This is a genomic window from Leisingera sp. ANG-M1 (assembly GCF_000813745.1).
Lineage (GTDB): Bacteria > Pseudomonadota > Alphaproteobacteria > Rhodobacterales > Rhodobacteraceae > Leisingera.
Genome location: NZ_JWLC01000015.1, coordinates 71,217 through 93,932, shown reverse-complemented (window position 1 = coordinate 93,932; position 22,716 = coordinate 71,217). Strand labels below are relative to the sequence as shown.

The window sequence follows — 22,716 nt, the reverse complement described above, 5'->3', positions numbered from 1 at the left end:
GGGCGGCACCTGCCGTGCCGCCCGTATCATTCAAGGTGATTATTCGGCGTGGAACGCGTCGACGATGGCCTTGCCTTCGTCACCTGCGGCTTCCAGCCATTCGTTGGTCATGGTGACGCCGATTTCCTTCAGCTCGGCCGTCATCTGATCCGATGCCGGGCCCACAGTCATGCCGCCGTCGCGCAGCCCCTGCAGGGTGAAGCCGGTGTATTCCTTGGCGCGCCAGTTGCCCGCGTATTCGGCCAGCTTGGCGCAGCCCTGGATCACGTTCTTATTGGCGTCCGAGGTGCCGTTCCAGACGTCCGAGTTCACCATCACATAGTTGCGCGGCAGCCAGGCGTCCACTTCGTAGAAGTAGTTCAGGCTTTCCCAGACCTTGCGATCATAGCCGGTGGAGCCCGACGACACCATCGAGTCCGCCACGCCGGTGGCAAAGGCCTGGCTGATTTCAGCTGCTTCAATGGTCACCGGCAGCATGCCGGTCAGCTCGGCCAGGCGCGAGGTGGCGTTGTTGTAAGAGCGGAACTTGATGCCCTTCATCTCGGCGACCGAGTTCACCTCGTTCTTGAAGTAGAGGCCCTGCGGCGGCCACGGCACAGCATAAAGCAGGGTCAGGTTCTGCTCGGCCAGCAGTTTTTCCAGCGCCGGTTTGGCGGCTTTCCACAGCTTGTCACTGTCATCGAACGAGGTCGCCAGGAACGGGATTGAGTCAAAGCCGAACAGAGCGTTTTCGTTCTGGTGGCCGGACAGCAGCCGCTCGCCGATGGGGGCCTGGCCGGTCTGGATTGCGCGCTTGATGTCAGCGCCCTTGAACAGCGAGCCTGACGGGTGGGTCTTGATCTCGATCTCGCCGCCGGTGCCGGTGGTCACGCATTCGGCAAACTCGGCGCCGGTGGCCGAGTGGAAGTTGGACGCCGAATAGGCCATCGGCATGTCCCAGACCTCGGCCGCAGCGGGCAGGGCGGCAGCCGCGGTCAGCGCGGTGGCGGCCAGCAGTTTGGTCAGTTTCTTCATGGTCTTCTCCCTGTGTTATTCACGGCCCCTTATGGGGCACTGGTTCAAGTTCAAATCGCATAGCGCGCCGGGTCGTAGGCGCTCATATCCATGTTCGGGGTGCGGCCCGAAATCATCTGCGCCAGCAGGCGCCCGGTCTTCGGCCCGCCAGTGAGGCCGATGTGATGGTGGCCAAAGCCGACAAAGGCACCTGAAAGCCCCGGCACCTCGCCGATCACCGGAATGGAATCCGCAGGCGCGGGCCGGAACCCCAGCCATTCCTCTTCGTGCTTCCAGGTGACACCCGGCAGGATGCGCCGCGCGTTCTTGCGCAACAGCTCCAGCGGGCCTTTGGAGGGCCCGGCCTCCAGCCCGCCGAATTCCACAACGCCCGCAATCCGGATCCGTCCCTCCATCGGGGTCACCACGCATTTGGCTGCTGCCACCATGACGGGGGCCTTGGGCATCGCCGAAGGCTCCCACAATTCAAGATGATAGCCGCGTTCTGCTTCCAGTGGTACGGAAATTCCAAGTTTCTCTGCCAGCGGTTTGGACCAGACGCCGGTGGCCACCACGACGGCGTCGCAAGCGATGGTCTCGCCGCCCGCGCGGACGCCTGTCACCTTGCCGTTCTCTCGGGCCACATCCTCGACAAAGGCCTGGATCAGCTGGCCGCCGTTCGCAGTGACATGCGCGGCCAAGTCTTTCACGTATTGGCCGGGATCGGAGATGATCCCGTGATCCTTCAGCCTGGCGGCAAAGCCAAACTCTTCGGAATAGATACCGTCATAGGCGCGGAAATCCGCGCCCTCCAGCTCATCCCAGCGGAAGCCGTGTTTCTTGCGCAGCCCCCAGCCAAAGGCGTCCTCGCCGAAATGCGCCCGGTCGTTGTAGATGAAGAGATAGTCCGAGGGCTTCAGATGCCGCTCTGCTGCGGTGCCCGCCGCCAGCGCCTGGTGATCGGCCAGCGAATCCCCGACAACCGGCGCCAGGGCCGAGGCTATACGCGTGGTATCCTCGGCATTGGCGTGGCTCATGTACTTCATCAGCCAGGGTGCCAGCTTGGGCAGGTAGCCCCAGCGCATGAACAGCGGCTGGCTCGGGTCCAGCAGCATCTTCGGCGCCTTCTTCCACAGCCCCGGCCCGGTGACCGGCACGATGGAGCAGGAAGCCAGAATGCCGCCGTTGCCATGGCTGGTGCCTTCACCCGGCCCCTTGCCGTCGATCAGGATCACCTGATGCCCGTCGCGCTGCAGCTCAATCGCCGCCGAGACGCCGACAATGCCGGCGCCGATAATGGCAACGGTTTTCTTGGCTTCGCTCATGCCGCAACCTTCTTGGACACCGCATAGCGGTCCAGCTTTTCAACATCCGGCTTGACGCCCAGGCCGGGCCCATCCGGCACCACAACCTGGCCGTCCACCACCTGGAAAGGCGTCTCCAGAATGTCTTCTTTCAGGAAATAGCTCGCCTGGTAGAACTCGCAGCCCAGCTTGATCTCTGGCGTGGCGGCAATCATGTGGGTGCCCGCCAGATGCGCCAGCCCCGCTTCGAACATGTCGCCGCCATAGGCCGACAGCCCGTTTGCCGCGGCAATCCGCGCCACCGTCTGACCGCGGGTAAGGCCGCCCGACTTCATGATCTTCACCGAGACACCGTCGCAGATGCCCTCACGCGCCGCCCGCACCATGTCCTCAGGGCCAAAGACGCTTTCGTCCGCCAACAGCGGCACATCAATCATCTCCCGCAGTTTGGCCATCATGGCAAAGTGATGGAACCGCACCGGCTGCTCGATGAAATCCGGCTTGAACTCAGCCACATCGCGCACCTGCGCAGGCGCGTCTTCAATGCTGAGACCCTGATTATAGTCCACCCGCACCCGGAACTCGGGGAAATCCTTGGCAATCCGCTCCAGCCGCATGACGTCAAAGGCGTGATCCTTGAAGCCGGTCTTCAGCTTGATCAGCCCCACCTTGTCGGCGCGCAGCCGGTGCAGCAGGTCGATGTCCTTCTCAAAATCTGGATCGGCAATCGAGCAGCTGAGCGGGATGGTATCGCGGCACTTGCCGCCAAGCAGAGCCCAGACCGGCGCCCCGGTGATCTGCCCGGTCAGGTCCAGCAGGGCGCTTTCCAGCGCCGCCTTGGCCTCGGTGCAATGGGCGACGGCCTTGGCGGCATCTTCCATGATCGCGGCGCGGTCCGCCACCCGGCGGCCTTCCACCAGTGGGCGGATGTAGCGGTCGAGCGCGGCCAGGCTTGCTTCCGGCGTGCCGGTGAACACCGACCAGGTCGAGGCCTCGCCGTATCCTTCCGCCCCGCTTTCGCTGCGCAGGCGCACAATGATGACCTCACAGGAGCCCTCAACAGACCCGATCCCATGGTCGCGGCGCGACATCACGGGCAGCGCGAGATGCCACAAATCCATCCCGGCAATCTTTTCTTCCAGCACTTTCAACGTCCTCCCAGGTGCGAGCTGAAGGGTGCCTTGACTTAGTTATCATTACAAATACAAAGAATTCGATAGAGTATCATAAAAAGTGATGTCCTGCCGATGTCCCTCCGCTTCCGCCAGCTGCAGGCGTTCCATGCGATTGTCGAAACCGGCACCGTCACCGGCGCGGCGGAACAGCTGGGCATCTCCCAGCCCGGCATATCCAATCTACTCTACCAGCTGGAGCGCCAGACCCGCCTCAAGCTGTTCGAACGCAGCAAGGGCCGCCTGATCCCGACGCCTGAGGCAGGCGTGCTGTTCCAGGAGGTCGATACCGTGGTGCGCGGCCTTGACCATGTTGCGCAGGCGGTGACAGACCTGCAGAACAAGCAGGCAGGACAGCTGCAGGTGGCCTCGCAGCACTCCATGTCCTTCGGCTTCATGCCCGCGCTGATCGCCCGCTTTGCCCGCACCCGGCCGGATCTGTCGATCTCCTTTCAGGCGCAGTATTCGCTGAAGATCCAGGAGTGGGTGATCTCCGGCCTGTTCGAGATCGGTATCTGCGAGATGCCCCTGATTCATGACGGGCTGGAAGTGCATCCGATCAACGTCGAAACCCGCCTGGCAATCCCGGCTGACAGCCCCTTGGCCGAACATGCGGTGCTGACTCCCGAATTGCTGGAAGGTGTGCCCTTCATCGTCATGGGCCCGGAGCACATGACCCACCGCCGCACCCGCGAGGTGTTTCAGCAGGCGGGCATTCCGCTGAAAACCCGGGTGCATTCGCATCTGTTCAAGAACCTCCTCAGCTTTGTGCAGGAGGGGATGGGGGTCTCGATCCTTGATCCCTTTGTGCTGGATTTTGAGGCCGGAGGCGGCTTTGTCTCCCGCCCGTTCCAGCCGCGGATTATGATGGAGATGGCGGTGATCACCTCTAAGTCGCGGCCGCTGTCGGCGGTAGGGCAGGAGTTCCTGGCGCTGCTGAAGCACGAATTGGCGCCGTACTCGGCGGGAGACGTTTGACCTGCGGACAGGTCACGCCCGGCCGAGAGACCGGGCAGCGCCCGACCCTCCCCACGGGAGGGCGCTCATGCGCCCACCCAGGCTCGGGCGCAGCCTTTAGTGCTTGTCAAAATTGTATTCAGTTTAGAATTCAACATTGCGCAAGCCCGGCGGCTCCCCTAGTCTGCACCACGGAATGAACAAATGGCGGAACCATGGCCAAACGCGAAAGCAATGTGGATAGGGTCTATGAGGCGCTGCGCCGGATGGCGGCGGATTTTGCCTTCAAGCCCGACCAGCGGATCAACGAAAGCGCTTTGTCCGAGGTGCTGGGGGCCAGCCGCACGCCGTTGCGAGAGGCATTGAACCGGCTGGTGGCCGAGGGCTTCCTGACCTTCCAGAACAACCGCGGCTTCTTCTGCCGCCCGCTGACGCCCAGCTACATCATGGACCTTTACGAGGCCCGGGTGGCGGTGGAATGCGAAGCCACACGGCTGGCCTGCACCCGCGCCTCGGACGAGGATATCGCCGCACTAGCGGATTACCTCAACCGGATGGAGCCGGAATATCAAAGCGCCACCGACCCGGAAGCACTGCTGGCGATGGACGAGAGCTTCCACGCCCGTCTCGCCCAGCTCTCCGGCAACAGCGAGCTGCAGCGGATCCTGAACAACCTCAACGGCCGAATCCGCTATATCCGGCTGATTGACCTCAAGCGTATGCGCGACCGGGCAGGGGGCAAGGCGCCGGGCGATATCTCGGCCCACCGCCAGATCGTCGAGGGCATCGCCGCCCGCAACGCGGAGGCCGCGACCGCAGCCATGCGCAGCCATATCGAAAAACGCCGGGAGGAGGCGACGGAAGCCGTCCGCATCGCCTTTTCCCAGCTCTACGTGCCAGACGAATAGCCCGATAATTGGAAGGACAAGCCGATGGAAAGAGGCGGAAAAACGGTCTTTGGGGCCGCAGTTGGCATCCTGATGCTGGAAACGCGCTTCCCTCGCATTTATGGCGATATGGGCAATGCGATGACCTGGGACTTCCCGGTGCATTACAAAGTGGTGCGCGGCGCCAACCCCGAGAATGTGGTGCGCGGCAATCCCAAGGAACTGATTGATCTCTTCGTCGAGGCGGGCCGCGATCTGGTGGCCATGGGGGCTGATGGCATCACAACCAACTGCGGTTTCCTTGCGCTGATCCAGGAGGATGTGAAACAGGCGCTGGGGGTGCCGGTGGCGACTTCGTCGCTAATGCAGGTGCCGATGGTGCAGAACCTGCTGCCCGCGGGCAAGCGCTGCGGCATCCTGACGATCTCAAAGGAGACGCTGACGCCTGCGCATCTGGAGGCCGCAGGTGTTGCGCCAGACACGCCCATCGCCGGCACTGACGGCGGCCGGGCCTTTACCCGGGACATCCTGGGCGATGCGGTAGAGATCGATTTCGAAGCCTGCCGTCTCGACATGATCGACGCTGCTAGGGCGATGGTCGCGGATATCCCGGACCTCGGCGCCATTGTGCTGGAATGCACCAATATGGTGCCCTACGCCCGCGACGTGCGCAAAGCCACGGGCCTGCCGGTGTTTTCGATACATTCCTTTGTGAACTGGTTCCAGGCCGGCCTGCTGCCCAAGGGCTTCCCGCTGGAACTGGACGATCCCCTGTGGTGAGAAAGAGCTGAGGGCTGTGCCCGCCCATAGGGGCGGTCGGGCGCTGCCCGGCTTTCAGCCGGGCAGTTGACGCCGGTATCGTTAACTCAGCAGCAGCAGCCAGAACCAGACGGTGAAGATACTGGCTCCGGTGGCGATCAGTACCGAAGAGGCCGCCACTCGCTTGGCCCGTCCGTACATGTTTGCGAAAATGTAGCCATTGAACCCGGTCGCCATTGCCGCGTTCAGTACACCCGACCGGAACAGGTCCTGCGGCAGCGACAGCGAAGACCCCAGCACCCAGACGATCGCGGGGTGGATCATCAGCGAGGTGAAGCAGACAAACAGGATGGCGCGCAGGTCGCCTTCGGGCCGGTACTTCACCAGCACGCCGCCAAGCGCAAACAGTGCGCCGGGCAGGGCAGCGCGGATGATCAGCGACAGCGCCTCATCCACCACCAGTGGGATCGGTACACCGGAAAGGTTGACGGCAAATCCCAGCGCAATCCCCAGGATCAGCACATTTCGGAACATCGCGTTCAGCACCGAGACCGCGGTCTTGACCCGGCCGGCGCCACGGTTGCGCACAAATTCCATCACGGTGATGCCGACGCCGTAGCAAAACGGCGAATGGAAGGCGATGATCGCATAGTTGCCGGTCAGGTTCTCCGGCCCAAAGGCGCGTTCGGTGATCGGCAGGCCCAGCAGCACCGAGTTGGAAAACAGGCAGCAAAAGCCGATTGCAACGCAATCCTCCCACTCCCGTTTGAACAGGATACGGGCGCCAAAGACGCCGATCAGGAAACAGGTGAATGCACCGGTATAGAAACTTGCCAGCAGCCGAGGGTCAAAGCTGGCGGAAAGGTCCAGCTCCGCCATCGCCTTGAAAAGCAGGCAGGGGATGGCAAAGCCTTGCGCGAACTTCATCACCCCTTCGATATGCGCCTGGCTTAGCACGCCTCTCGCGGTCGCGGCATAGCCTGCACCCACAACAAGGAAGACTGGCAGGATGACGTCAATCAGGCTCTGAAACACTGTGCCGCCTCAAATTGCGCAATTGAAAAAGGGCGCTGAACCGCGCCCCTTCAGATTTCCACCCGAATAACCATGCCGTCATAGGCTGGAGTGATGTGCTCCGGCGTCTCAGCCTCGACCGTCGCATAGTCCATGTCGATATGCATGTTGGTGATGATGCCGCGTTTGGGCGCAAGTTTTTCAAACCATTCCAGCGCTTCCTGATAGCTGAAGTGGGTCGGGTGCGGAGTGCGGCGCAACCCGTCCAGGATCCAGATGTCGAGATCCTGCAGTTCCGGCAAGGCGCTGTCGGGGATCCTGGCGACATCCGGCAGGTAAGCCAGCCCGTCAATGCGGAAGCCAAGCGCGTCGATGGCGCCGTGGTTGACCTGGAACGGGCGGAAGGTGATCCCGCCACCGGGGCCATCAATGCTGAAGGGGCCTTCGATGGTTTTCAGCTCCAGGATTGGCGGGTAGGGCGAGCCCTCAGGCTGGGCAAAGGCATAGCCGAAGCGGTTCAGCAGGTCATTCTGGGTCGCCCCGTCGGCATAAACCGGGATCCGCTGGCGCATGTTGAAATAGACCATGCGCAGGTCGTCGATGCCGTGCAGGTGATCGGCATGGGAATGGGTGTAGACCACCGCGTCCAGGCGGCTGACCTCCGCATCCAAGAGCTGGCTGCGCATGTCCGGCGTGGTATCGATCAGCACCGAGGTGGTGCCGTCCGGCCCGTCGCGCTCCACCAGCATCGAGCAGCGGCGGCGGCGGTTCTTAGGGTTCTTGGGGTCGCAATCGCCCCAATGGCCGCCGATCCGCGGCACCCCGCCGGAGGACCCCGAGCCGAGAATGGTAAAGCGCATTTCTCCCATCAGGCGGCGGCCTCATATGCTGCGGCCTTCCAGAACAGCCGGTCGAAATTGGCCTGGGTCCGGGCGGCAAAGGCTGCGTAATCCATGCCAAACACCTCTGCGCCCACTTTGGCGGTGAAGGCAGTATAAGCGGGCTCGTTGCGCTTGCCGCGGTAGGGCGGCGGTGCCAGGTAGGGGGCGTCGGTCTCGACCAAAATGCGTTCCACCGGAGCGGCGGCAAAGATGTCGCGCAGCTCCTGGCTCTTGGGGAAGGCGGCAATGCCGGACATCGACAGGTAAAAGCCCAGATCCAGCGCAGCCTTGGCAAGTTCCGCTGAGGAGGAGAAGCAGTGCATGACGCAGGAGTACGCGCCGTTCTTCATCTCCTCGCCCAGAATACGCGCCATGTCGTCGTCCGCGGCACGGGAGTGGATGATCAGCGGCAGGCCGGTTTCGCGGGCGGCAGCGATATGGATGCGCAGGCTCTCCTGCTGCACGGCGGCGCTGTCCGCGGTGTAGTGATAGTCCAGCCCGGTCTCACCAATGCCGACAAACTTGGGGTGCTTGGCCAAAGCAATCAGCTCGTCGGCTGAAATCATGGGCTCGTCTGCCGCGCTCATTGGGTGGGTGCCTGCAGCGTAGAACACCGGAGCATGGGCTTCGGCAATGGTGCGCACGGCGGGCTCGTTCTTCATCTTGGTGCAGATGGTCACCATCCGGGTAACGCCGGCCTCGGCTGCACTGGCCATCACTTCGTCCAGCCGCCCCTCGAAATCGGGGAAGTCCAGGTGGCAATGGCTGTCCGTGATTTGGGGAGTCGTCTCGGTCATATATCCTCTGGCGCCACATGTGCCGCGGGGCCAAAGGGGCCTCAGCGCGACGCGGTTTCCTGCATCTTGAAAACCGTATCTAGGACAAGCGCGGCGGGGTCAAGGTTCACCGCCTGGCCGTGGCGCGCACGCGCCGTCACTTCCGCCGCCAGGTCCGCCCAGGCCCGGGCCTTGCGGGGATCGGGCGACAGGCGCTGGAGCATCGCAGCCTCCTGCGGTGCCGCTTCCCGCGCTGGCGGCGCGCCGGTGGCGCCTGTGCGGGCCAGCCGGGCCAGCGCCATCTCGGTCAGCGACAGGAGCAGTTCAAACCGTTCCGCGGCACCGCGCTGGGCGGCGGCTTCGGCCAAGGCCATGGCACGCTGCCGGTCCAGCCGCGGCATCGAATCGAGGATCTGCACCAGTTCAGCATAGATTTTGAGCCCGCCCAGATTGATCAGCCGCAGCGCCGCGCCGACCGAGCCGCCTGCGAGGGCTGCGAGGTTCTCCATGTTCGAAGGCAGCTCCACCCCGGACTGCGCCAGAGCCGCCTCCATGTCCGGTGCGGACAGCGGCCCCAGCCGCAGAGTACGGCAGCGGGAGCGGATGGTCGGCAAAAGCCGCGAGGGCTGATGCGAGATCAAAAAGATCGTGGTGCGCGCGGGCGGCTCCTCCAGCATCTTCAGGAGCGCATTGGCCGCACTCACATTCATGTCGTCGGCAGCATCCACAATCACCACCCGGCGGCCGCCGTCAGTGGCCGACAGCCCAAAGAAACGGTTCAGCTTGCGGACGTCGTCAACCACGATCTGGCTGCGCAGCTTGCCCTTGTCGTCATAAGACCGGGTGATCGGCGCAAGCCCTGGCTCTGCCAGCGCCTGAATGCGATGGGAAACGGGGTGCTCCGGATCAATGTCCAGCGACTGCGGCGGCGGCGGGGCGCCGAACAGCCCGTCCTCAGCCGGCGGCGTGGCCAGCAGAAACCGCGCGATCCGCCAGGCAAGCGTTGCCTTGCCGACCCCTTGCGGGCCGGTCAGCAGCCAGCCATGGTGCAGCCGGTCGGAGTTAAAGGCGGTCAGGAAGTCCTGTTCTGCCGCCTCCTGGCCGATCAGCCGCAGGGTCTCGCGCGGGTGCGGGGCACCCTCGGCCTGGTCGGCGCGCGGCAACTCGTCGTCAGCGCTCATGCCCCCGGTCCTTTCAGGGCTTCATCTGCCAGCTTGCGCACGTCGGCGGCCACGTCCTCCAGCGGCCTGGCGCCGTCGACCACGCGGAAACGGAAGGAAAACTCCTGTGCCAGCGCCAGAAAGCCTGCGCGCATCTTCTCTTGCAGACCGACACCGAAATCCTCGAACCGTTCTTCCTTGCCCTGGCGCCCCTTCGCACGGGCCAGCCCCTCGGCCGGGTCCATGTCGATGAGCAGGGTCAGATCCGGCTCACGCCCGATCATCAGCTTGTGCATCTGGTCAACGGCGGCACGCAGGTCGCCGCGCGACAGGCCCTGATACATCCGGGTGCTGTCGGCAAAGCGGTCGCAGATCACCACCTTGCCCGCCGCCAAGGAGGGCTCAATGGTGCGCTCCAGGTGATCGCGCCGCGCCGCCATGAACAGCAAAAGCTCAGTCTCTGCCGACCAGCGGTCCGGGTCGCCCTCCAGCACCAGGCGGCGGATTTCCTCGGCGCCGGGCGAGCCGCCGGGCTCGCGCGTCAGGACCACGTCGCGGCCCGCATCGCGCAAGGCTTCCGCCAGCAGGCGGCATTGCGTTGATTTTCCGGAGCCGTCGATACCTTCAAAGGTGATGAACAGGCCGCGCTTTTCGTCTGTCGTCACAGCGCCCCCTCGGGCCCTTGCAGAAATTGCTTGATCAGCACCTGCGCCGCGGTCTGCACCCGCACCACAAAACCGCCCGCGGGAACGTCGCTCTCAGCCACCAGAGGCAGCCGCACCTCGGGCAGTTCCTCGGGCTGCAGCACCAGTTCCGCAAGGCGCTGGCCTTTTTTCACCGGCGCCTCGATCGGGCCGCTATAGACAACCTCGCCCTGGATGGTCTTGGCCGACAGCGAAGGCAGCAGGATCTCCAGATCCTTGGCAGGCACCAGCCCTACCGATCGCTCGGCCCCCCGCCAGATCTCCGCTTGCGCGATGGCGACGCCTTCTTTGGCAACGGTTTTCTTGGTAAATTGGCGAAACGACCAGTTAACGAGGGCTTCTGCCTCCTCTGCGCGGCTGCGCTCGCTGGCCAGGCCGGAAACCACAAAAATCACCCGCCGGTCGCCCTGTTGGGCCGAGCCGACAAGGCCGTAACCCGCTTCCTCGGTATGGCCGGTTTTCAGACCGTCTGCGCCAATCCCCAGCTTCAAGAGCGGGTTGCGGTTGCGGGTATTCGAGGGCGCACGGCCATCGAATGCGAATTCGGTTTCCGCAAACAGCGGATAGTATTCGGGGAAGTCCTCGATCAGCCGTTCTGCCAGGATCGCCAGGTCATGCACCGACATCCGGTGGCCGGCGGCAGGCCAGCCGTTGGAATTGGCGAAGGTCGAGGCAGTCATGCCCAGTTCCTGGCCGCGCTTGGTCATGTAGCGGGCAAAGCCTGCCTCGGTGCCGTCCGGGCTTAGCGCCTCGGCGATCACTGCGCAGGCGTCATTGCCGGACAGCACGATGATGCCGCGCAGCAAATCCTCGACCCTCACCCGGTCCTGAGTGTCCAGGAACATGGTGGAGCCCTTGTAACTCATCGCATGTTCGCTCACCGGCAGCCGCTCGTCCAGGGTCAGCCGCCCGTCGCGCAGCGCCTCAAACGCCACATAGAGCGTCATCAGCTTGGACATCGAGGCGGGCGGCAGAGGCACGTCGGCGTTCTTCGACAGCAGAACCGTGTCAGTGCCCGCGTCCAGCACATAGGCCGCGCGCGCCTTGGTATCAAACGCGGCGGCCGACAGAGCCGAAAGGCTGACCATCAGGCCTGCAGCCAATGCCAGCCGCAGCGAAGCTTTCAGGGCGGCAGGATCAATTGGTGACAGCATAGGCATCCGCAAATCCGGTTTCCTTCACGCTTTTCAACAGTTCACCGCGTTCGGTCTTGTTCTGCGCCGGCCCGACCAGCACCCGCCAGAATGTTTTGCCGCTGGAGGATTGCTCCCGCACCGTCGGCACCATGCCTGCACTGCGCATCATGCCTGCAGTGCGCTTGGCATTGGCTTCGACGCTGAAAATGCCGATCTGAATAAAGGGTTTGGACAATGCGGATTTCTGCGGTTTCGGAGCAGGGGCAGCGGCTGGCTCAGGCTTGGCTGGAGCTTCGGCCGCGGTGCCGGACGGGGCCGAGGCATCAATGGCAGCGGCGGCGCCGACAATCGGGTCCAGCGCGGTTTCGGAGATCTCCGGGCCGACTGCGGAGGCCAGCAGCTGGGCTGCATCCGTATCAGCCTCATCCGCGGCGGGCTCAGCCGTCTGCTCTTCTGCCGCCGGCAGTTCGTTTTGCACTTCCTCGCGGCGCAGCGCAGTGACATTCAGCTCCACCGGCGCGCCGGCCAGCATGCCAAGGGCTGCTGATGCGTCCGAAGAGACCTGCAGCCGCGGTCCCGGAATCTCGCGCTCGCGCCGGAACAGGGCACCGATCACGAACTGGCCGTTGGCATTGTTGCGGATGATCACCCGCTCCGGTTCGTTGGTGTCAGGATGCGCCACCCAAACGCCGCCGATCGAAGGGCGGCCGTCCCACAGGCCCGCTTCGGTCACCTGGAACACTTCGGGCGCTTCCACGTCGCGTTCGACCAGCTTGGTTCTGCTGGAGGTTTGCACTTCGCCTTCAGCCTTGGCCTTGGGTTGCAGAAAGGCCAGTTTGGGGCCTTCCGCACAGCCGGCCAGAACCAGCAGCGCTGCGGCCGCCGCGGCGATCCGCGGGGCCGTTATTGCTCTCGACATGGTGTTCTTCATGCTCTCATCCTTGCCTGTGCCCGCAGCGCTTGTGCGCCCCCGCCGGAGTGCCCGGTCTTCTTGATTTGGCGGCATGATAGCCTGCACTTCCGAACATGAAAACCCTGACACGCCGCGGCATTCCGGAATGCGGCAGGGACGGCAGAATTCCGCGCGGCGGGCTGCTGGCCGCGGTTTTCTCTTGCACCACTGATTTCCTCTTGCCTCGCCCGGTTTTGCGTCCTAAACCGCAAAACGGACCGGGGAGGTGGCAGAGTGGTCGAATGCGGCGGTCTTGAAAACCGTTGAACGTGAGAGCGTTCCCAGGGTTCGAATCCCTGTCTCCCCGCCACTAAATCAAATACTTAGCTGCCACCTGATGAAGCCGCCCCGAAGGGGTGATTTTTGGTTTCCCAAAATTTTTCCCAGGTTCATGATCCGTTTTTGTTCTGTTCCCTGAGGCTTTGAGCCTCCTTCGCCAGGCGTTTTTGACTCGCGCCTTTCGAATATTTCTGGACCATAGAAAGGCTCTTGTGGCCGGTGATAGCTGCGATTTGCTGATCAGTGCAGCCTGCCTCTGCCAGCTCACCGGCAGCGCTGTAGCGCAGGCCGTGCAGCGAATATGCTGTGAGCCCGGCAGTCTTACGCACTGCCATCACTTTCTTTTGAAGCTGGTCATAGTTCAGCGCCCGGCCGAACTCATCGGCCAGGATATAGCGCAGGCTGGTCCGTTTGGTCGCTGCCAGGACTGCGGCGAGGCGAGCAGTGAAGGGTATCCAGAGGCGGGCTTTTGTTTTGCCCTGGGTGACCCAGATGCCGCCGTCCTCGATGTGTTCCCATTCCATCCGGGTCAGGTCTGAGGCGCGCTGTCCCGTTCCGAGGGCCAGCTCGAAAATCAGCAGGGCCAGCCCGTCCGCATGCTTGCGAAACACGGTGACTGCAGAGGCGGGCCAAGGCTTGTGGCCCTCACCTGTTTTGATCTTAGGGATCCCCTTGGCCGGGTTGTCCCTTTGCCAGTCCAAGTCAATTGCGTGCTCGAACAGGATGGACAGCATGTGGGGGAGGTAGTTGGCAAAGCGCGCCCGGTGGCGGTTTGCCATTTGCGCCTCGATGATTGTGGAGCGGCGCATCTTGGTCGGATCTTTACTGCCCAGCTTGTCGGAAATGTATTCCAGAACCTTCGAATAGTCGGCCTTGGTCCGCGGGGCCAAGCGGTCCCACTTGGGCGACTGCTTGTAGCTCTTGATCAGCTTCTCGAAGGTGAAGCGCTGAGACAGCGCACCGCCGCCGCGCATCAGCCGCCAATATTCCCGATCATACTCTTCGCTGTTTGGGTCGTCGGGCAGTCGCACATAGCGGCCGTCCTTGCGGAAGTACTGATAAAGCCGCCCTTTGACCTTCTTTGTCGTTGTGAATTTCTTCTTCACCATTTCACGTCCTCGAAGCCATCGACAAAATCGCCGCGCATCACTGCCCGCAGTTCTTCCGCGTCCCAGCGTTCGAAGGGGCCAACCTTACGCGGCCGCGGGAGCACGCCTTGAGCGACCAGCTCGCGGAACTCCGCTGGCTTCATATCAAGAAGCTGCGCCGCGCCTTTCTCCGCCACAGCAATAGGTGTCATGCGGCCCATGATTGGTCTCCTTAGGGCGGGGTGCTTCAAGGGGCAGGGGGCTGGCCATTGTAGGGACAGTCGGTCCGTCCGTCTGTCGCCCGCCGGGCTGCGTCGAACTTGTGATGCAGCTCCGCCCACCAGATCCAGTTGTCGAGCATTTCTTTCAAGCTCCAACCGTCACCGGTGATGCCGAGCATGGTGATGTGCCAACGCTGAGCGTCTAAGTCGAGCTTGTCACCGTCCAGATTGCTGCCCTTGGTGATCTTTGCGCCGTTGATACGAAGCAGCGCGGCGCGCCAAACAGGGCTGGCATGCTTCAGGCGCTGGGCGACGGCGTAGATTTCCTGTTTCGTTGCCGTCGTTTGGGCATTTGCCATGGTTATCTCCGGGAAGGGGCGCGGGCGGAAGGAATTTGGAGGATTGCACCGCCCGCGCTGGTTCACGCCAAAGGTCAAAGGCGCGAAACTGGAAATCAAAGGGCGCGCCAATCCTCCGCCGCGCGCCGCTTTTCAGGTCAGGCTGCCTGGTGGGGCTGATAGCCCTTGGCCGTCATGATTTCCCGGGTCTTCTGTGAAATGCGGTCTAGCGTTTGTGCTGTCGGTTCCGGCGCGGGTGCCGGGCGGTCGATCAAATGCTGTGGGTGCAAGCGTGCGGGGTCAAACCGCTGACCGCGCGCGGCCTTCAGTAGTGCCCAGGCGGCGGTAAAGGCGGCGGGATCTTCCAGGTAATCTTCAGGGGATCCGGCGATGCGCTGGGCGGCTTTAGCAATATCTTTCATTCAATCCTCCATCGGTTGATGGGGGAGTTGTAGTCCGAAAAAAGCGTACCAGTCAATCCTGAAGTTCAAAAATATCGGACTGACAGTTCCGGCCTCTTGCAAGTGCGTACGAAAAAATGAGAACAGAAGGGGAACATTTGAGAATCGAGAGAGAATGATCGTATGGATTGCAGCTCGCTTGAGGCGAGCTGGACTGGACTTAAACTGGGTGTTCGATCCGGTTGGAGCTATTCGCTTTGCAAGGCAGCGAAGAGGCGATCCTGAACGTCTTGAGGGAGTTGCGCGAAATCGCCGTGTAAGATGAAGTTAAAGTCTATGCGGTGTTGTCGATAATAATAGCGCATAGTCTTCAGTCCCGGAGCACCTCTACTCTCTTGTGAGTGGAAGGTTGTTTTCTTCAGCCCGAGTTCCTTGGCTACATCGAGTTGCTGCATGCCTATCGATTTTCGAGCTGCCAGAAGGCGAGTTCGAATTGCGTCCGGGCTAATGTCGCCCGTCTGTGCCAGGCGTTCTTTTGCATCGATGTCCATAATTTCTGCCTAACTCAAATCCGAATAAAGTGAACTTTCTGACTGTCGGATCTTGCGGGTTCAAATTTTTCGGACTAACGCTAAGGCATGACCATACGTGATTTGATCCTAGCTCTGGGCGGCTACCGATCCGTAGCGAAGCGCCTGGGTAAGAAGCCAACAACGGTACACACGCATATGCAGGCCGGGGCTTTGCCCGCAGCTTGGTATGACGCGATTTGTACCCTGGCGCGTGAGAAGGGGATGGCTGAACCATCCCGGACCCTTTTCTCCTTCCTCTCGGTCGAGCGGGAAGACAGCGACACTGGAGGGGCTGAATGAACCGGCCCAGCCTGACTCTGATAGTGAACAATGATGCGCCATGCCCTGAGCATGGCGTCTCTGCCAGCCAAAAGTCTTGGTCAAATAAGTTTGACCCATACGCACTTAAGGCTGGGGCGCCTGACCTTTGGTCTAGCTATTTCCGTGCGCGGTTTCATAGCCCGCGGGAGGTGGCTCTTTTCTGTGATGTGAGCTTCCAGACCGCGTTGAACTGGTGGGGCGCAGTAACCGCCCCGGCCAGCCATATCGCCTTGCTGGTCATGCTGACCGATCCAGAAGCGCCGGAATTCTTCGGCCAGGCGTTGGGGCAGGCGGCATGACCGGAAAGGCGCCACAGCCCCGGAAAGAGCCGCCCAGCGCTGGGCGGGAATATCGAGCAGAGGGAACACAGCATGAGTAACCATGTGACGTCACTACTGCGCCGCAGGCGGTTGGGCGTTGGCCTAACCGGCAAAGCTCTGATCCTGCTTATGGGCGATCTCGCAAGCGATGACGGCTCGGGCATCTGGGCGTCCAAGCCCACGATGGCGAGCGAGCTGGAGACGTCAGAGCGTACAGTTCAGCGGACAATCAAAGATCTGATCGACGCAGGATTTGTGTCCGAAGTAGGCAAGCGGAAGCACCGCAACGGCTACACCTATGAATACCGGATCATCGTTGAGCGTATCGAATTGTGCGAAGATCTGCGGCCTGTACCCCCGACACAGCGTCACCACTCGGCACAGGATGTAGGGCAGGGGACACAACATCTAGCCCCCGACACAGTGTCACCCCTGACAGAGTGTCACCCAACCCCCGACACAGTGTCAGGGGAACCCCCGACAGAGTGTCACCCAAACCAAAATAAACCAAATAGAACCTATTGCGCGGCTGACGCCCCGCAACAGACAGGTTTTGATTTTGGAGGGTTCTTTGGTGAATTTGTCTCTGCCTATCCCCGGATAGGCGACCTTGAGGCAACTGAGGAATCGCTGAGAGAAGCGCTGGGCGCCGGTGCGGATCCGCGGGAGATCCTGGCAGGAGCCCGTGCCTATGCAGTCGAGCAGGTCGGCAACAGTCCGCGGTACATCAAGTATTCCGAGAACTGGGTCGACGAGAAACGCTGGCGCCAGCATGTGACCGCGCCTCTGGCAAGTGCTGATCCGCGTAAGGTGCTCGAAACGCGGGCCCAAGATATCCGGGCTCGCAAGCCCTGGGCGCGGACCATCAAGCCCAGCCAGGCGGGCGAGTGCATCGCGGCCGGGCTGATCACTGCGGCAGAATGCGAAGCTGCGGGGATCCACGTATGAGCAGCCCTCACCTCGACCCGGATACACACGGCACCAACTTCGGAAAGGTCATCGTAACCGTCGATCTGGAGCGCGGCGATTGCATCATCATCGCCCCGGGCAAAGGTCTGGTCGGCCAGGAGATACCCAGCCGGAAGCGGTTCAACAGCCTCGACGAGATCGTCGGCGCATACCGCACACAGTGCCAGCTTGCAGCCTGTTCGGGCAAACACCCGAATGCCCGGGACATGGCTAACGCGCTCAAGTTTGCAGGCCAACAATTGAAGCAAAATCAGGAGGCAGTGTGATGACAGTGGAAATGACAGACAGCGAGAAGAGTGAAAATTACCGTGTTACTGCTGGCGAACTGCGTCAGTTCATTGAGCGCTTCGAACGCCTGGACGAGGAAAAGAAGACCATCGCCGAACAGCAGAAAGAGGTGAAGGCAGAGGCAAAGGCACGCGGATACGACACAAAGGTGATGCGCAAGATCATCGCCCTGCGGAAACGCGATCAGGACGATATCTCCGAGGAAGAGGCTGTCCTCGAGATGTACAAAGAAGCGCTGGGCATGTGAGGGCGCCATGACAGAACGATTGACGGCAAAGCAGTACCGCAATGAACTGGAAGGCACACAGGGGCAGGATAAGCGTCGTGTGCGGGGAACCAAGCGCACTACTACCCCAGACGGTATCACCCATGACAGCAAGACAGAGGCCCAGCGCTGGGCGGAATTGCTTCTCCTGCAGGAAGCGGGTGAAATTTGTGGTTTGCGTCGCCAGGTGGAAATCCCGCTGCATGGTAGGGATGGTCCCATAATGACCGACGGAGGGAACCAACAGCGCGTTTACCGTGCGGACTTCACCTACGTCGACAAGCGCCTCGGTTGCGCGGTGATCGAGGACCGAAAGGGGCATGAAACCGATGTGTTCAAGCTCAAGCGCGCCATCCTGCTCGCCCAGGGCATGGAGATCCTTGTCACAAAGGCGAAGGGCTGATCTGTGGGGGTGCTCGAGGATCTAAAGGAAGAGAACCGGCAGCTGCGCAGTCTTCTGGATCAGGCAAAACGCGCTGGGCGTTCAGCGCCGTCACGTCCAGCGCCAGCAGCGATAGCCAGGCAGCTCGAAATGCCTGAGGTGGTGCGATACCCCTTGGCGGAATTTGCAGTTGGCAGGGGGCAACGGGTGCCACTGCCGGAGAGTGTCGAGGAAATCGCCGAGGTGGTCGGTCGAGAAAAGGCAGTGCGGCTGGTTGAGGGGACACGTCCTAGCGGGCGCCGCCGCTGGCGGCGCCAGCTCTATGTGCCAGCGGAGATGACCGAAGAGCACCGTATCGTCGCCCTAATCGGCATCAAGGCAGCCCGCAGACTGAGTTTCAGTCACGCGAACTGCATCCTTGAGCTTCCATCCTGTCATGCGCTGAAAAAAGCTTATCTGGCTGATCATGTGCTGCGATTGCACTTTCAGGGCGCCAACGAGGCAGAGATCGCTAGGGAGATCTGCGTGGAGAAAAAGACCGTGACCACCCTGCTAGAGGCTGCGGATTATTGGCTCTCTCGCTTGATTACTCCTAAGTAGCGTTTGGCGCGTGGGGAGGGCGTACGGTACCACCAGACTGAGCCCCTCCCCATAGTGACTTGAAGCTCCACGCTTAAGTTGTTTAATGTGAGCGGGACATAAGTGAATAGATTATTGCAGCGCATGAGTTAACAAGGATCTTGTCGACTCCATACAGTGCAGAGACATAGATCATCGCGATAAGCGCGTAACCGTGGATTTGTGCGAACTTCAACATTAGGCATGTCCTTTTTTGAAGCTCACTGGCCAGAAGAGCAATTCGATCGTGCCTACAACTATGGGGCTCCGCCTGAAGGAGATCATCGAGGCGAGGTAGCAAATTGGTGGTAAAAATAGAAGAATGGCAAGAGCTCTACATGGAGCTTGTCGCCGAGCGGCGCAAGGCTCGCGGTTGGTCTCAGGAGAAACTAGCCGAGGAAGCCGGTATCGGTGGTGGAAAGAGTGTAATTTCAAAATTTTCCAAACTAAAACAGTCGGTTAGTCCAAACAATCTCTCCAAGATTAATCGTGCCTTAGGCATTTCAAAGCTGGAAATGGATAGGGTTCGCGGCATACGGCCGGAAGTTTATGACCTAACCCCTGAGCGCTGGCAGGAGTATCGAGAGCAAAGGCGACAGCACTTGCATCCCCACGCAATTGACAGCGAAAAGCTGCAACCTTTGGTGGAGCATCCTGGCTATGAGAGTGCCAAGGAAGCACTGTTTTCTAAGTCACACCGACATGTTCTTTTGACAGGACCTATCGCGAGTGGAAAGAGCTCGACAGTAGAGCTTCTCATTGCAGATTGGAAACATGAAAACCCTGGGACGTGGGAGGTAACACTTCTCCCTCTCTCCGGCGAATTTTCTACTGGTGAAGACTGGATTAGATCTGAGGCATATAGAGAGTTTCTCGACAAAGTCGAGATACGCTCACAACAACTAAAGAGAAACAACCTTTTCATCATCGAAGACATTCATGAGTATGTGTTCGAAAATCGAGCGATGTTCACCTTTGAGGCTCTGCGGAGCATTGATCTGGAGAATTCCGCTATCATCGTTACCACACGCCCAGATCAACTAGAAGAGGTGCGAACCCTTATATCTGGATGGAGAGGTGCTAAATTTACAGAAGTCCAAGTTCACGGCAACGAGATTGCAACGCGCCTGATAGCGCAAAATACAACAAGCATCGAACAGCTCTCGGAATTTGAACATCTCTTCCATCAGTGCGGCAAAAGCTTAGTTGCGTTGGCCGCAGCTTTAGCGACCGCAATCAAGGAAAGCTCCAACGTGATCAATATTGACTTAGCATATCAAGCAGTAAGCGCTGAGATCGACCGTATCTTCGATCAAAGAGGCGCAAACTCCTCCCATGACACTAAAGACACTGACAAAGTTTCCTTGTTGTTAGTCTGGATGCTGGGGGGGATGGAAGTAGAGTTCAGCGCGGCGGAGCTTGCCATACTTCTAGACGAAATCGACGCCAAAACGACCCTCCCTAAACTGGTTGCGCTGCAAGAAGTCGCGCAGACGGCAACAGACAGGTACCGCTGCCTCCGCCATCCAGCTTGGGGCCAGCTGGTAATGGCTGCACTGCAAAACTATGATATTCGATATTTCGAAAATATACGAAATCGAATTGTTCGACGTTCCATTTCAAGCCTTAAGGCCGCAAATGCACCAGTCGAGGATATTGAGGCCGAGATCCGCAAAGACGTGCTCACAACATTTTTTTATAGTCTTCTGTATCACGAAATTTCAACAACTGAGCGCCTTTCGTTCATGGCTACCGGTCGACACATGCACGAAGAATTTGCACTCGCTGGGCGCTTCTTCATTGAAGGCGGAGTTTCCTACAAAGGGCCGATTGAAAACCGTTCAGAATTAATGCTGGAAATTGCTACAAGTATTCGTCGCGCGCAGAATGATGACCATGAACAACGACAGGATTTGCTCCAACAATGTCAAATTATGTTGGACGAGGTGGTGAAACTAGAAAAGTCGCGCTTAGACACGAATGAAATTACGGAACTTGGGGGGAGAGTTTTATATGAAGTTGGGTACCTTGAAATGTTGTCGGGAGATATCCCGGCAGCTACCTCATACTTGAAGCAGAGCAAGATTGTCGACCTTTCTACAAAGGGACGCGAACTGTTTGGGGCTATGTCAGCGGTAGTTGAAAGCATAACTCACGTTTATTTGAACGACCTGCAAACAGCGCAGACAACGCTTAAGGAAATTGAAAGCGTATTTGATAGGTTAAAATCTGATCCATCTGTTAACAAAACTCGCCTTAACAGATTTTTTGCAAGCTTCATCCATGCAAAATTCGAAATCGCGATGGCGAAAAAACTACCCAGCGAGGCGAGAAAGTTGGCTGGAGAATATGAGGCTCTTTGCAGAGACCTTGGTATCAGTACTGACATCAATTGTTACCTGGCAAGAGCCGCCATACTTGATACGGACTATTCTGCTGCCTTGGAGTTCGCCCACAAGGCCATAGCGTTGGGCGCTTCAACTACAACAGCGGAAGGATATAGTAGCACTTACCGCACTCTAGGTGACGCTTATCTGGGTATGGGGAAACTGGAAGAGGCTCGCGTGGCTTACAGTAAGGTCGTTTCGGAAGAGGCGAATTTACAGTCTTTCTTGGATCATGAAATGGCAACTGTAATTTCGAGGCGAAAAATGATCGATGATGGTGTTGTAATGGAAAAAATCGCCTTGACTCAATTTGTGTAGCCAGCCCCTTCACTGATTTGTGCTCATTGTAAATGAGGAGGCAAGTGTGAAGAAACTTTTGACAGATGAAGAGTATCCGCTTAATTCGCGGTTAAGCGGAGGGAGGGATGAAGTGACAGAGAGATCTAAGGTTGCAAGGCCGAAAACTGACCACGGTGCTAAGGAGCCAAGTGTTGTCGATGCTGCTAGCTTTGATATAGATGATGAAGAGCTTGCCGAGGCGAAGAAAAAAACATACGATAGTATGAAGCGTACTTCTGATTTTGTAGGCGCCTTGGTTAGATTGGGTCTCCTGGCGACACTTGCAGCATTCATATACTCGCGTAGTCAAGAGTATTCCAACGGCTCCTTCTATGGCGGAGTGTTGTTGGTTTTTTCGGGTTTTTTGTCTCTGTTTTGGGTTCTCTTGGCTTTCAAGGCGATAGCATATACTTTTGTTTCATTGGTCGAAAAGAAGCTTTGCGTCTATCGGTTTATTGGGGTGGTGCTCGATAAAATTCCAGAAGAGAAGTCGGGTGAGAAGCTTCACAACATTAAAGTGGAGTTGTTGAGAGGCACGATTGTTGGATTGGCTATTACTTTTGCTATTTTCGCACTTGGTGGCATTTTTTCGATAATTCTGGGTATTGCATTAAGTGCGTACTACGAAATTCCGGATTATCTCAACTCAGGGCGGATTCTTTTGGATGAGCCGCCGATCGTGAGGTGAAGATAATCCAATTCCACTGCAGATGAGGCTAGTCGTAAATACTGGAGTTTGCTTTGCTTTCTTCACAAGAATTGAGAGCTGTACTTGACAAAGCTCTCACTCATGAGCCTTGCGGATGTTAGAGGCAAGAAGCATTTGACAAAAACATTTCATCTGTTTTTGCACCTCGAGCGGCCGTCTGAGCCCTTAGCGGCCACAACCGTCATCGTAGAATGATGCGGGCGCACAAGGCAGCTCACCGACCGATGTGCTGATCGGCCATGACACCTCAAGGCGGATACGAACCTTTGCAACACTTTTATGAAGCTCGGGGCAGCCTGTTCGTTCGAGTGGAAAAAATGCTCAGATAGCGATCTTGAAAAGGTCGGCCTACTTTGCGCACGGGGTTGTGCTGGATGCGCCTTTTCGAACGTTCTCCAGGGCAGGATGGTGCCTCACCACGTTCCCAGAAGTTGCGCTCCCTTTTGCCCCGAGCTATGGACGCGAATGCAAAGGCAGATTTAGAATTAATGGATATTTCTTGTCTCGCAACAGGACACTGGAAG

General features: G+C 59.5%; 27 protein-coding genes and 1 tRNA gene. 13 read left to right on the top strand and 15 right to left on the bottom strand.

All coding sequences use genetic code 11. The annotated features are described in order from the left end of the window. Positions 1 to 39: 39 nt before the first annotated feature. Genes RA19_RS13905 through RA19_RS13895 form a run of 3 tightly spaced genes read right to left on the bottom strand, consistent with a single transcriptional unit; the run spans position 40 to position 3,442 of the window. Complete coding sequence (locus RA19_RS13905) at positions 40 to 1,014, bottom strand: TRAP transporter substrate-binding protein (RefSeq protein WP_039163583.1); 975 nt, start codon at positions 1,012 to 1,014, stop codon at positions 40 to 42. Between the two features lie 50 nt (positions 1,015 to 1,064). Next, entirely contained in the window at positions 1,065 to 2,318 is a 1,254-nt protein-coding gene (locus RA19_RS13900) for an NAD(P)/FAD-dependent oxidoreductase (RefSeq protein WP_039163582.1), read from the bottom strand. Further along, complete coding sequence (locus RA19_RS13895; RefSeq protein ID WP_446720283.1) at positions 2,315 to 3,442, bottom strand: enolase C-terminal domain-like protein; 1,128 nt, start codon at positions 3,440 to 3,442, stop codon at positions 2,315 to 2,317. The genes RA19_RS13900 and RA19_RS13895 overlap by 4 nt, the downstream gene beginning before the upstream one ends. A gap of 102 nt (positions 3,443 to 3,544) precedes the next feature. Here RA19_RS13895 and RA19_RS13890 point away from each other — a divergent pair, with 102 nt between their 5' ends. The 3 genes from RA19_RS13890 (at position 3,545) to RA19_RS13880 (ending at position 6,093) form a co-directional block, all read left to right on the top strand. Further along, a complete protein-coding gene (locus RA19_RS13890) occupies positions 3,545 to 4,447 on the top strand; it encodes a LysR family transcriptional regulator (RefSeq protein ID WP_039163581.1) in 903 nt (300 codons plus the stop codon). Between the two features lie 194 nt (positions 4,448 to 4,641). Next, positions 4,642 to 5,334, top strand: coding sequence for a GntR family transcriptional regulator (locus tag RA19_RS13885; RefSeq protein ID WP_039163579.1), 693 nt, complete (start codon positions 4,642 to 4,644; stop codon positions 5,332 to 5,334). Between the two features lie 24 nt (positions 5,335 to 5,358). Beyond that, positions 5,359 to 6,093 (top strand): aspartate/glutamate racemase family protein, encoded by a 735-nt coding sequence (locus RA19_RS13880; RefSeq protein ID WP_039163577.1) that lies wholly within the window; start codon positions 5,359 to 5,361, stop codon positions 6,091 to 6,093. An 81-nt stretch (positions 6,094 to 6,174) separates the two neighbouring features. On the opposite strand, the gene RA19_RS13875 is transcribed toward RA19_RS13880, so the two are convergent. From RA19_RS13875 to RA19_RS13845, 7 genes are read right to left on the bottom strand one after another with little or no spacing between them, the layout of a single operon-like run. Beyond that, complete coding sequence (locus RA19_RS13875) at positions 6,175 to 7,107, bottom strand: AEC family transporter (RefSeq protein ID WP_039163575.1); 933 nt, start codon at positions 7,105 to 7,107, stop codon at positions 6,175 to 6,177. Positions 7,108 to 7,157: 50 nt separating this feature from the next. Next, the gene (locus RA19_RS13870; RefSeq protein ID WP_039163573.1) at positions 7,158 to 7,955 is read right to left on the bottom strand and encodes an MBL fold metallo-hydrolase; all 798 of its coding nucleotides are present in this window, start codon (positions 7,953 to 7,955) and stop codon (positions 7,158 to 7,160) included. Continuing rightward, positions 7,955 to 8,764 (bottom strand): TatD family hydrolase, encoded by an 810-nt coding sequence (locus RA19_RS13865; RefSeq protein WP_039163572.1) that lies wholly within the window; start codon positions 8,762 to 8,764, stop codon positions 7,955 to 7,957. Before RA19_RS13865 ends, RA19_RS13870 begins: the two co-directional genes overlap by 1 nt. A gap of 41 nt (positions 8,765 to 8,805) precedes the next feature. Next, complete coding sequence (locus RA19_RS13860) at positions 8,806 to 9,924, bottom strand: DNA polymerase III subunit delta' (protein WP_039163571.1); 1,119 nt, start codon at positions 9,922 to 9,924, stop codon at positions 8,806 to 8,808. Then, positions 9,921 to 10,568 (bottom strand): dTMP kinase, encoded by a 648-nt coding sequence (gene tmk / locus RA19_RS13855; RefSeq protein WP_039163570.1) that lies wholly within the window; start codon positions 10,566 to 10,568, stop codon positions 9,921 to 9,923. Before tmk ends, RA19_RS13860 begins: the two co-directional genes overlap by 4 nt. Next, positions 10,565 to 11,761: a D-alanyl-D-alanine carboxypeptidase family protein gene (locus RA19_RS13850; protein ID WP_039163568.1), complete on the bottom strand. Its 1,197-nt coding sequence runs from the start codon at positions 11,759 to 11,761 to the stop codon at positions 10,565 to 10,567. Before RA19_RS13850 ends, tmk begins: the two co-directional genes overlap by 4 nt. Continuing rightward, positions 11,745 to 12,674: an SPOR domain-containing protein gene (locus tag RA19_RS13845; protein ID WP_039163567.1), complete on the bottom strand. Its 930-nt coding sequence runs from the start codon at positions 12,672 to 12,674 to the stop codon at positions 11,745 to 11,747. The genes RA19_RS13850 and RA19_RS13845 overlap by 17 nt, the downstream gene beginning before the upstream one ends. Before the next feature lie 241 nt (positions 12,675 to 12,915). On the opposite strand from RA19_RS13845, the gene RA19_RS13840 reads away from it, so the two are divergent. Next, a tRNA-Ser gene (locus RA19_RS13840) sits at positions 12,916 to 13,005 on the top strand. A 79-nt stretch (positions 13,006 to 13,084) separates the two neighbouring features. On the opposite strand, the gene RA19_RS13835 is transcribed toward RA19_RS13840, so the two are convergent. From RA19_RS13835 to RA19_RS13815, 5 genes are all read right to left on the bottom strand, one after another. Then, positions 13,085 to 14,083, bottom strand: coding sequence for a tyrosine-type recombinase/integrase (locus tag RA19_RS13835; RefSeq protein WP_039163566.1), 999 nt, complete (start codon positions 14,081 to 14,083; stop codon positions 13,085 to 13,087). After that, the gene (locus RA19_RS13830) at positions 14,077 to 14,283 is read right to left on the bottom strand and encodes a hypothetical protein (protein ID WP_039163565.1); all 207 of its coding nucleotides are present in this window, start codon (positions 14,281 to 14,283) and stop codon (positions 14,077 to 14,079) included. Before RA19_RS13830 ends, RA19_RS13835 begins: the two co-directional genes overlap by 7 nt. Before the next feature lie 26 nt (positions 14,284 to 14,309). Then, positions 14,310 to 14,642, bottom strand: coding sequence for a hypothetical protein (locus tag RA19_RS13825; protein ID WP_039163563.1), 333 nt, complete (start codon positions 14,640 to 14,642; stop codon positions 14,310 to 14,312). Between the two features lie 137 nt (positions 14,643 to 14,779). Continuing rightward, positions 14,780 to 15,043, bottom strand: coding sequence for a hypothetical protein (locus RA19_RS13820; RefSeq protein WP_039163561.1), 264 nt, complete (start codon positions 15,041 to 15,043; stop codon positions 14,780 to 14,782). Positions 15,044 to 15,270: 227 nt separating this feature from the next. After that, complete coding sequence (locus RA19_RS13815) at positions 15,271 to 15,573, bottom strand: hypothetical protein (RefSeq protein ID WP_082018068.1); 303 nt, start codon at positions 15,571 to 15,573, stop codon at positions 15,271 to 15,273. Positions 15,574 to 15,660: 87 nt separating this feature from the next. Here RA19_RS13815 and RA19_RS13810 point away from each other — a divergent pair, with 87 nt between their 5' ends. The 9 genes from RA19_RS13810 (at position 15,661) to RA19_RS13765 (ending at position 22,171) form a co-directional block, all read left to right on the top strand. Then, entirely contained in the window at positions 15,661 to 15,894 is a 234-nt protein-coding gene (locus RA19_RS13810) for a hypothetical protein (protein ID WP_039163559.1), read from the top strand. Positions 15,895 to 16,082: 188 nt separating this feature from the next. Then, positions 16,083 to 16,214, top strand: a complete 132-nt coding sequence (locus RA19_RS27675) for a hypothetical protein (RefSeq protein WP_275041734.1) — start codon at positions 16,083 to 16,085, stop codon at positions 16,212 to 16,214. Between the two features lie 72 nt (positions 16,215 to 16,286). Further along, complete coding sequence (locus RA19_RS25820) at positions 16,287 to 17,183, top strand: helix-turn-helix domain-containing protein (protein ID WP_052261790.1); 897 nt, start codon at positions 16,287 to 16,289, stop codon at positions 17,181 to 17,183. Beyond that, positions 17,180 to 17,470: a hypothetical protein gene (locus tag RA19_RS13790; RefSeq protein WP_039163555.1), complete on the top strand. Its 291-nt coding sequence runs from the start codon at positions 17,180 to 17,182 to the stop codon at positions 17,468 to 17,470. The genes RA19_RS25820 and RA19_RS13790 overlap by 4 nt, the downstream gene beginning before the upstream one ends. Further along, positions 17,470 to 17,739 carry a DUF2312 domain-containing protein gene (locus tag RA19_RS13785; protein ID WP_446720282.1) on the top strand — a complete coding sequence of 90 codons (270 nt, stop codon included), beginning with the start codon at positions 17,470 to 17,472 and terminating at the stop codon, positions 17,737 to 17,739. Before RA19_RS13790 ends, RA19_RS13785 begins: the two co-directional genes overlap by 1 nt. Before the next feature lie 7 nt (positions 17,740 to 17,746). Then, positions 17,747 to 18,160 carry a DUF1064 domain-containing protein gene (locus RA19_RS13780; RefSeq protein WP_039163553.1) on the top strand — a complete coding sequence of 138 codons (414 nt, stop codon included), beginning with the start codon at positions 17,747 to 17,749 and terminating at the stop codon, positions 18,158 to 18,160. A gap of 9 nt (positions 18,161 to 18,169) precedes the next feature. Continuing rightward, positions 18,170 to 18,739 carry a hypothetical protein gene (locus tag RA19_RS13775; RefSeq protein WP_241479069.1) on the top strand — a complete coding sequence of 190 codons (570 nt, stop codon included), beginning with the start codon at positions 18,170 to 18,172 and terminating at the stop codon, positions 18,737 to 18,739. 356 nt (positions 18,740 to 19,095) lie between these two features. Continuing rightward, a complete protein-coding gene (locus RA19_RS13770; protein ID WP_152615775.1) occupies positions 19,096 to 21,462 on the top strand; it encodes a helix-turn-helix domain-containing protein in 2,367 nt (788 codons plus the stop codon). A 46-nt stretch (positions 21,463 to 21,508) separates the two neighbouring features. Beyond that, a complete protein-coding gene (locus tag RA19_RS13765) occupies positions 21,509 to 22,171 on the top strand; it encodes a hypothetical protein (protein ID WP_039163547.1) in 663 nt (220 codons plus the stop codon). Positions 22,172 to 22,716: the final 545 nt, after the last annotated feature.

Excerpts from the sequence above, each read along its gene's own strand:
- RA19_RS13835 (WP_039163566.1), bottom strand. The coding sequence starts at position 14,083 with ATGGTGAAGAAGAAATTCACAACGACAAAGAAGGTCAAAGGGCGGCTT.
- RA19_RS13785 (WP_446720282.1), top strand. The coding sequence starts at position 17,470 with ATGACAGTGGAAATGACAGACAGCGAGAAGAGTGAAAATTACCGTGTT.
- RA19_RS13850 (WP_039163568.1), bottom strand. The coding sequence starts at position 11,761 with ATGCTGTCACCAATTGATCCTGCCGCCCTGAAAGCTTCGCTGCGGCTG.
- RA19_RS13900 (WP_039163582.1), bottom strand. The coding sequence starts at position 2,318 with ATGAGCGAAGCCAAGAAAACCGTTGCCATTATCGGCGCCGGCATTGTC.
- RA19_RS13825 (WP_039163563.1), bottom strand. The coding sequence starts at position 14,642 with ATGGCAAATGCCCAAACGACGGCAACGAAACAGGAAATCTACGCCGTC.
- RA19_RS13905 (WP_039163583.1), bottom strand. The coding sequence starts at position 1,014 with ATGAAGAAACTGACCAAACTGCTGGCCGCCACCGCGCTGACCGCGGCT.
- RA19_RS13880 (WP_039163577.1), top strand. The coding sequence starts at position 5,359 with ATGGAAAGAGGCGGAAAAACGGTCTTTGGGGCCGCAGTTGGCATCCTG.
- RA19_RS13860 (WP_039163571.1), bottom strand. The coding sequence starts at position 9,924 with ATGAGCGCTGACGACGAGTTGCCGCGCGCCGACCAGGCCGAGGGTGCC.
- RA19_RS13810 (WP_039163559.1), top strand. The coding sequence starts at position 15,661 with ATGACCATACGTGATTTGATCCTAGCTCTGGGCGGCTACCGATCCGTA.
- RA19_RS13890 (WP_039163581.1), top strand. The coding sequence starts at position 3,545 with ATGTCCCTCCGCTTCCGCCAGCTGCAGGCGTTCCATGCGATTGTCGAA.
- RA19_RS13790 (WP_039163555.1), top strand. The coding sequence starts at position 17,180 with ATGAGCAGCCCTCACCTCGACCCGGATACACACGGCACCAACTTCGGA.
- RA19_RS13820 (WP_039163561.1), bottom strand. The coding sequence starts at position 15,043 with ATGAAAGATATTGCTAAAGCCGCCCAGCGCATCGCCGGATCCCCTGAA.
- RA19_RS13865 (WP_039163572.1), bottom strand. The coding sequence starts at position 8,764 with ATGACCGAGACGACTCCCCAAATCACGGACAGCCATTGCCACCTGGAC.
- RA19_RS13870 (WP_039163573.1), bottom strand. The coding sequence starts at position 7,955 with ATGGGAGAAATGCGCTTTACCATTCTCGGCTCGGGGTCCTCCGGCGGG.
- RA19_RS13845 (WP_039163567.1), bottom strand. The coding sequence starts at position 12,674 with ATGAAGAACACCATGTCGAGAGCAATAACGGCCCCGCGGATCGCCGCG.
- RA19_RS13770 (WP_152615775.1), top strand. The coding sequence starts at position 19,096 with ATGGAGCTTGTCGCCGAGCGGCGCAAGGCTCGCGGTTGGTCTCAGGAG.
- RA19_RS13830 (WP_039163565.1), bottom strand. The coding sequence starts at position 14,283 with ATGGGCCGCATGACACCTATTGCTGTGGCGGAGAAAGGCGCGGCGCAG.
- RA19_RS13815 (WP_082018068.1), bottom strand. The coding sequence starts at position 15,573 with ATGGACATCGATGCAAAAGAACGCCTGGCACAGACGGGCGACATTAGC.
- RA19_RS25820 (WP_052261790.1), top strand. The coding sequence starts at position 16,287 with ATGAGTAACCATGTGACGTCACTACTGCGCCGCAGGCGGTTGGGCGTT.
- RA19_RS13885 (WP_039163579.1), top strand. The coding sequence starts at position 4,642 with ATGGCCAAACGCGAAAGCAATGTGGATAGGGTCTATGAGGCGCTGCGC.
- RA19_RS13780 (WP_039163553.1), top strand. The coding sequence starts at position 17,747 with ATGACAGAACGATTGACGGCAAAGCAGTACCGCAATGAACTGGAAGGC.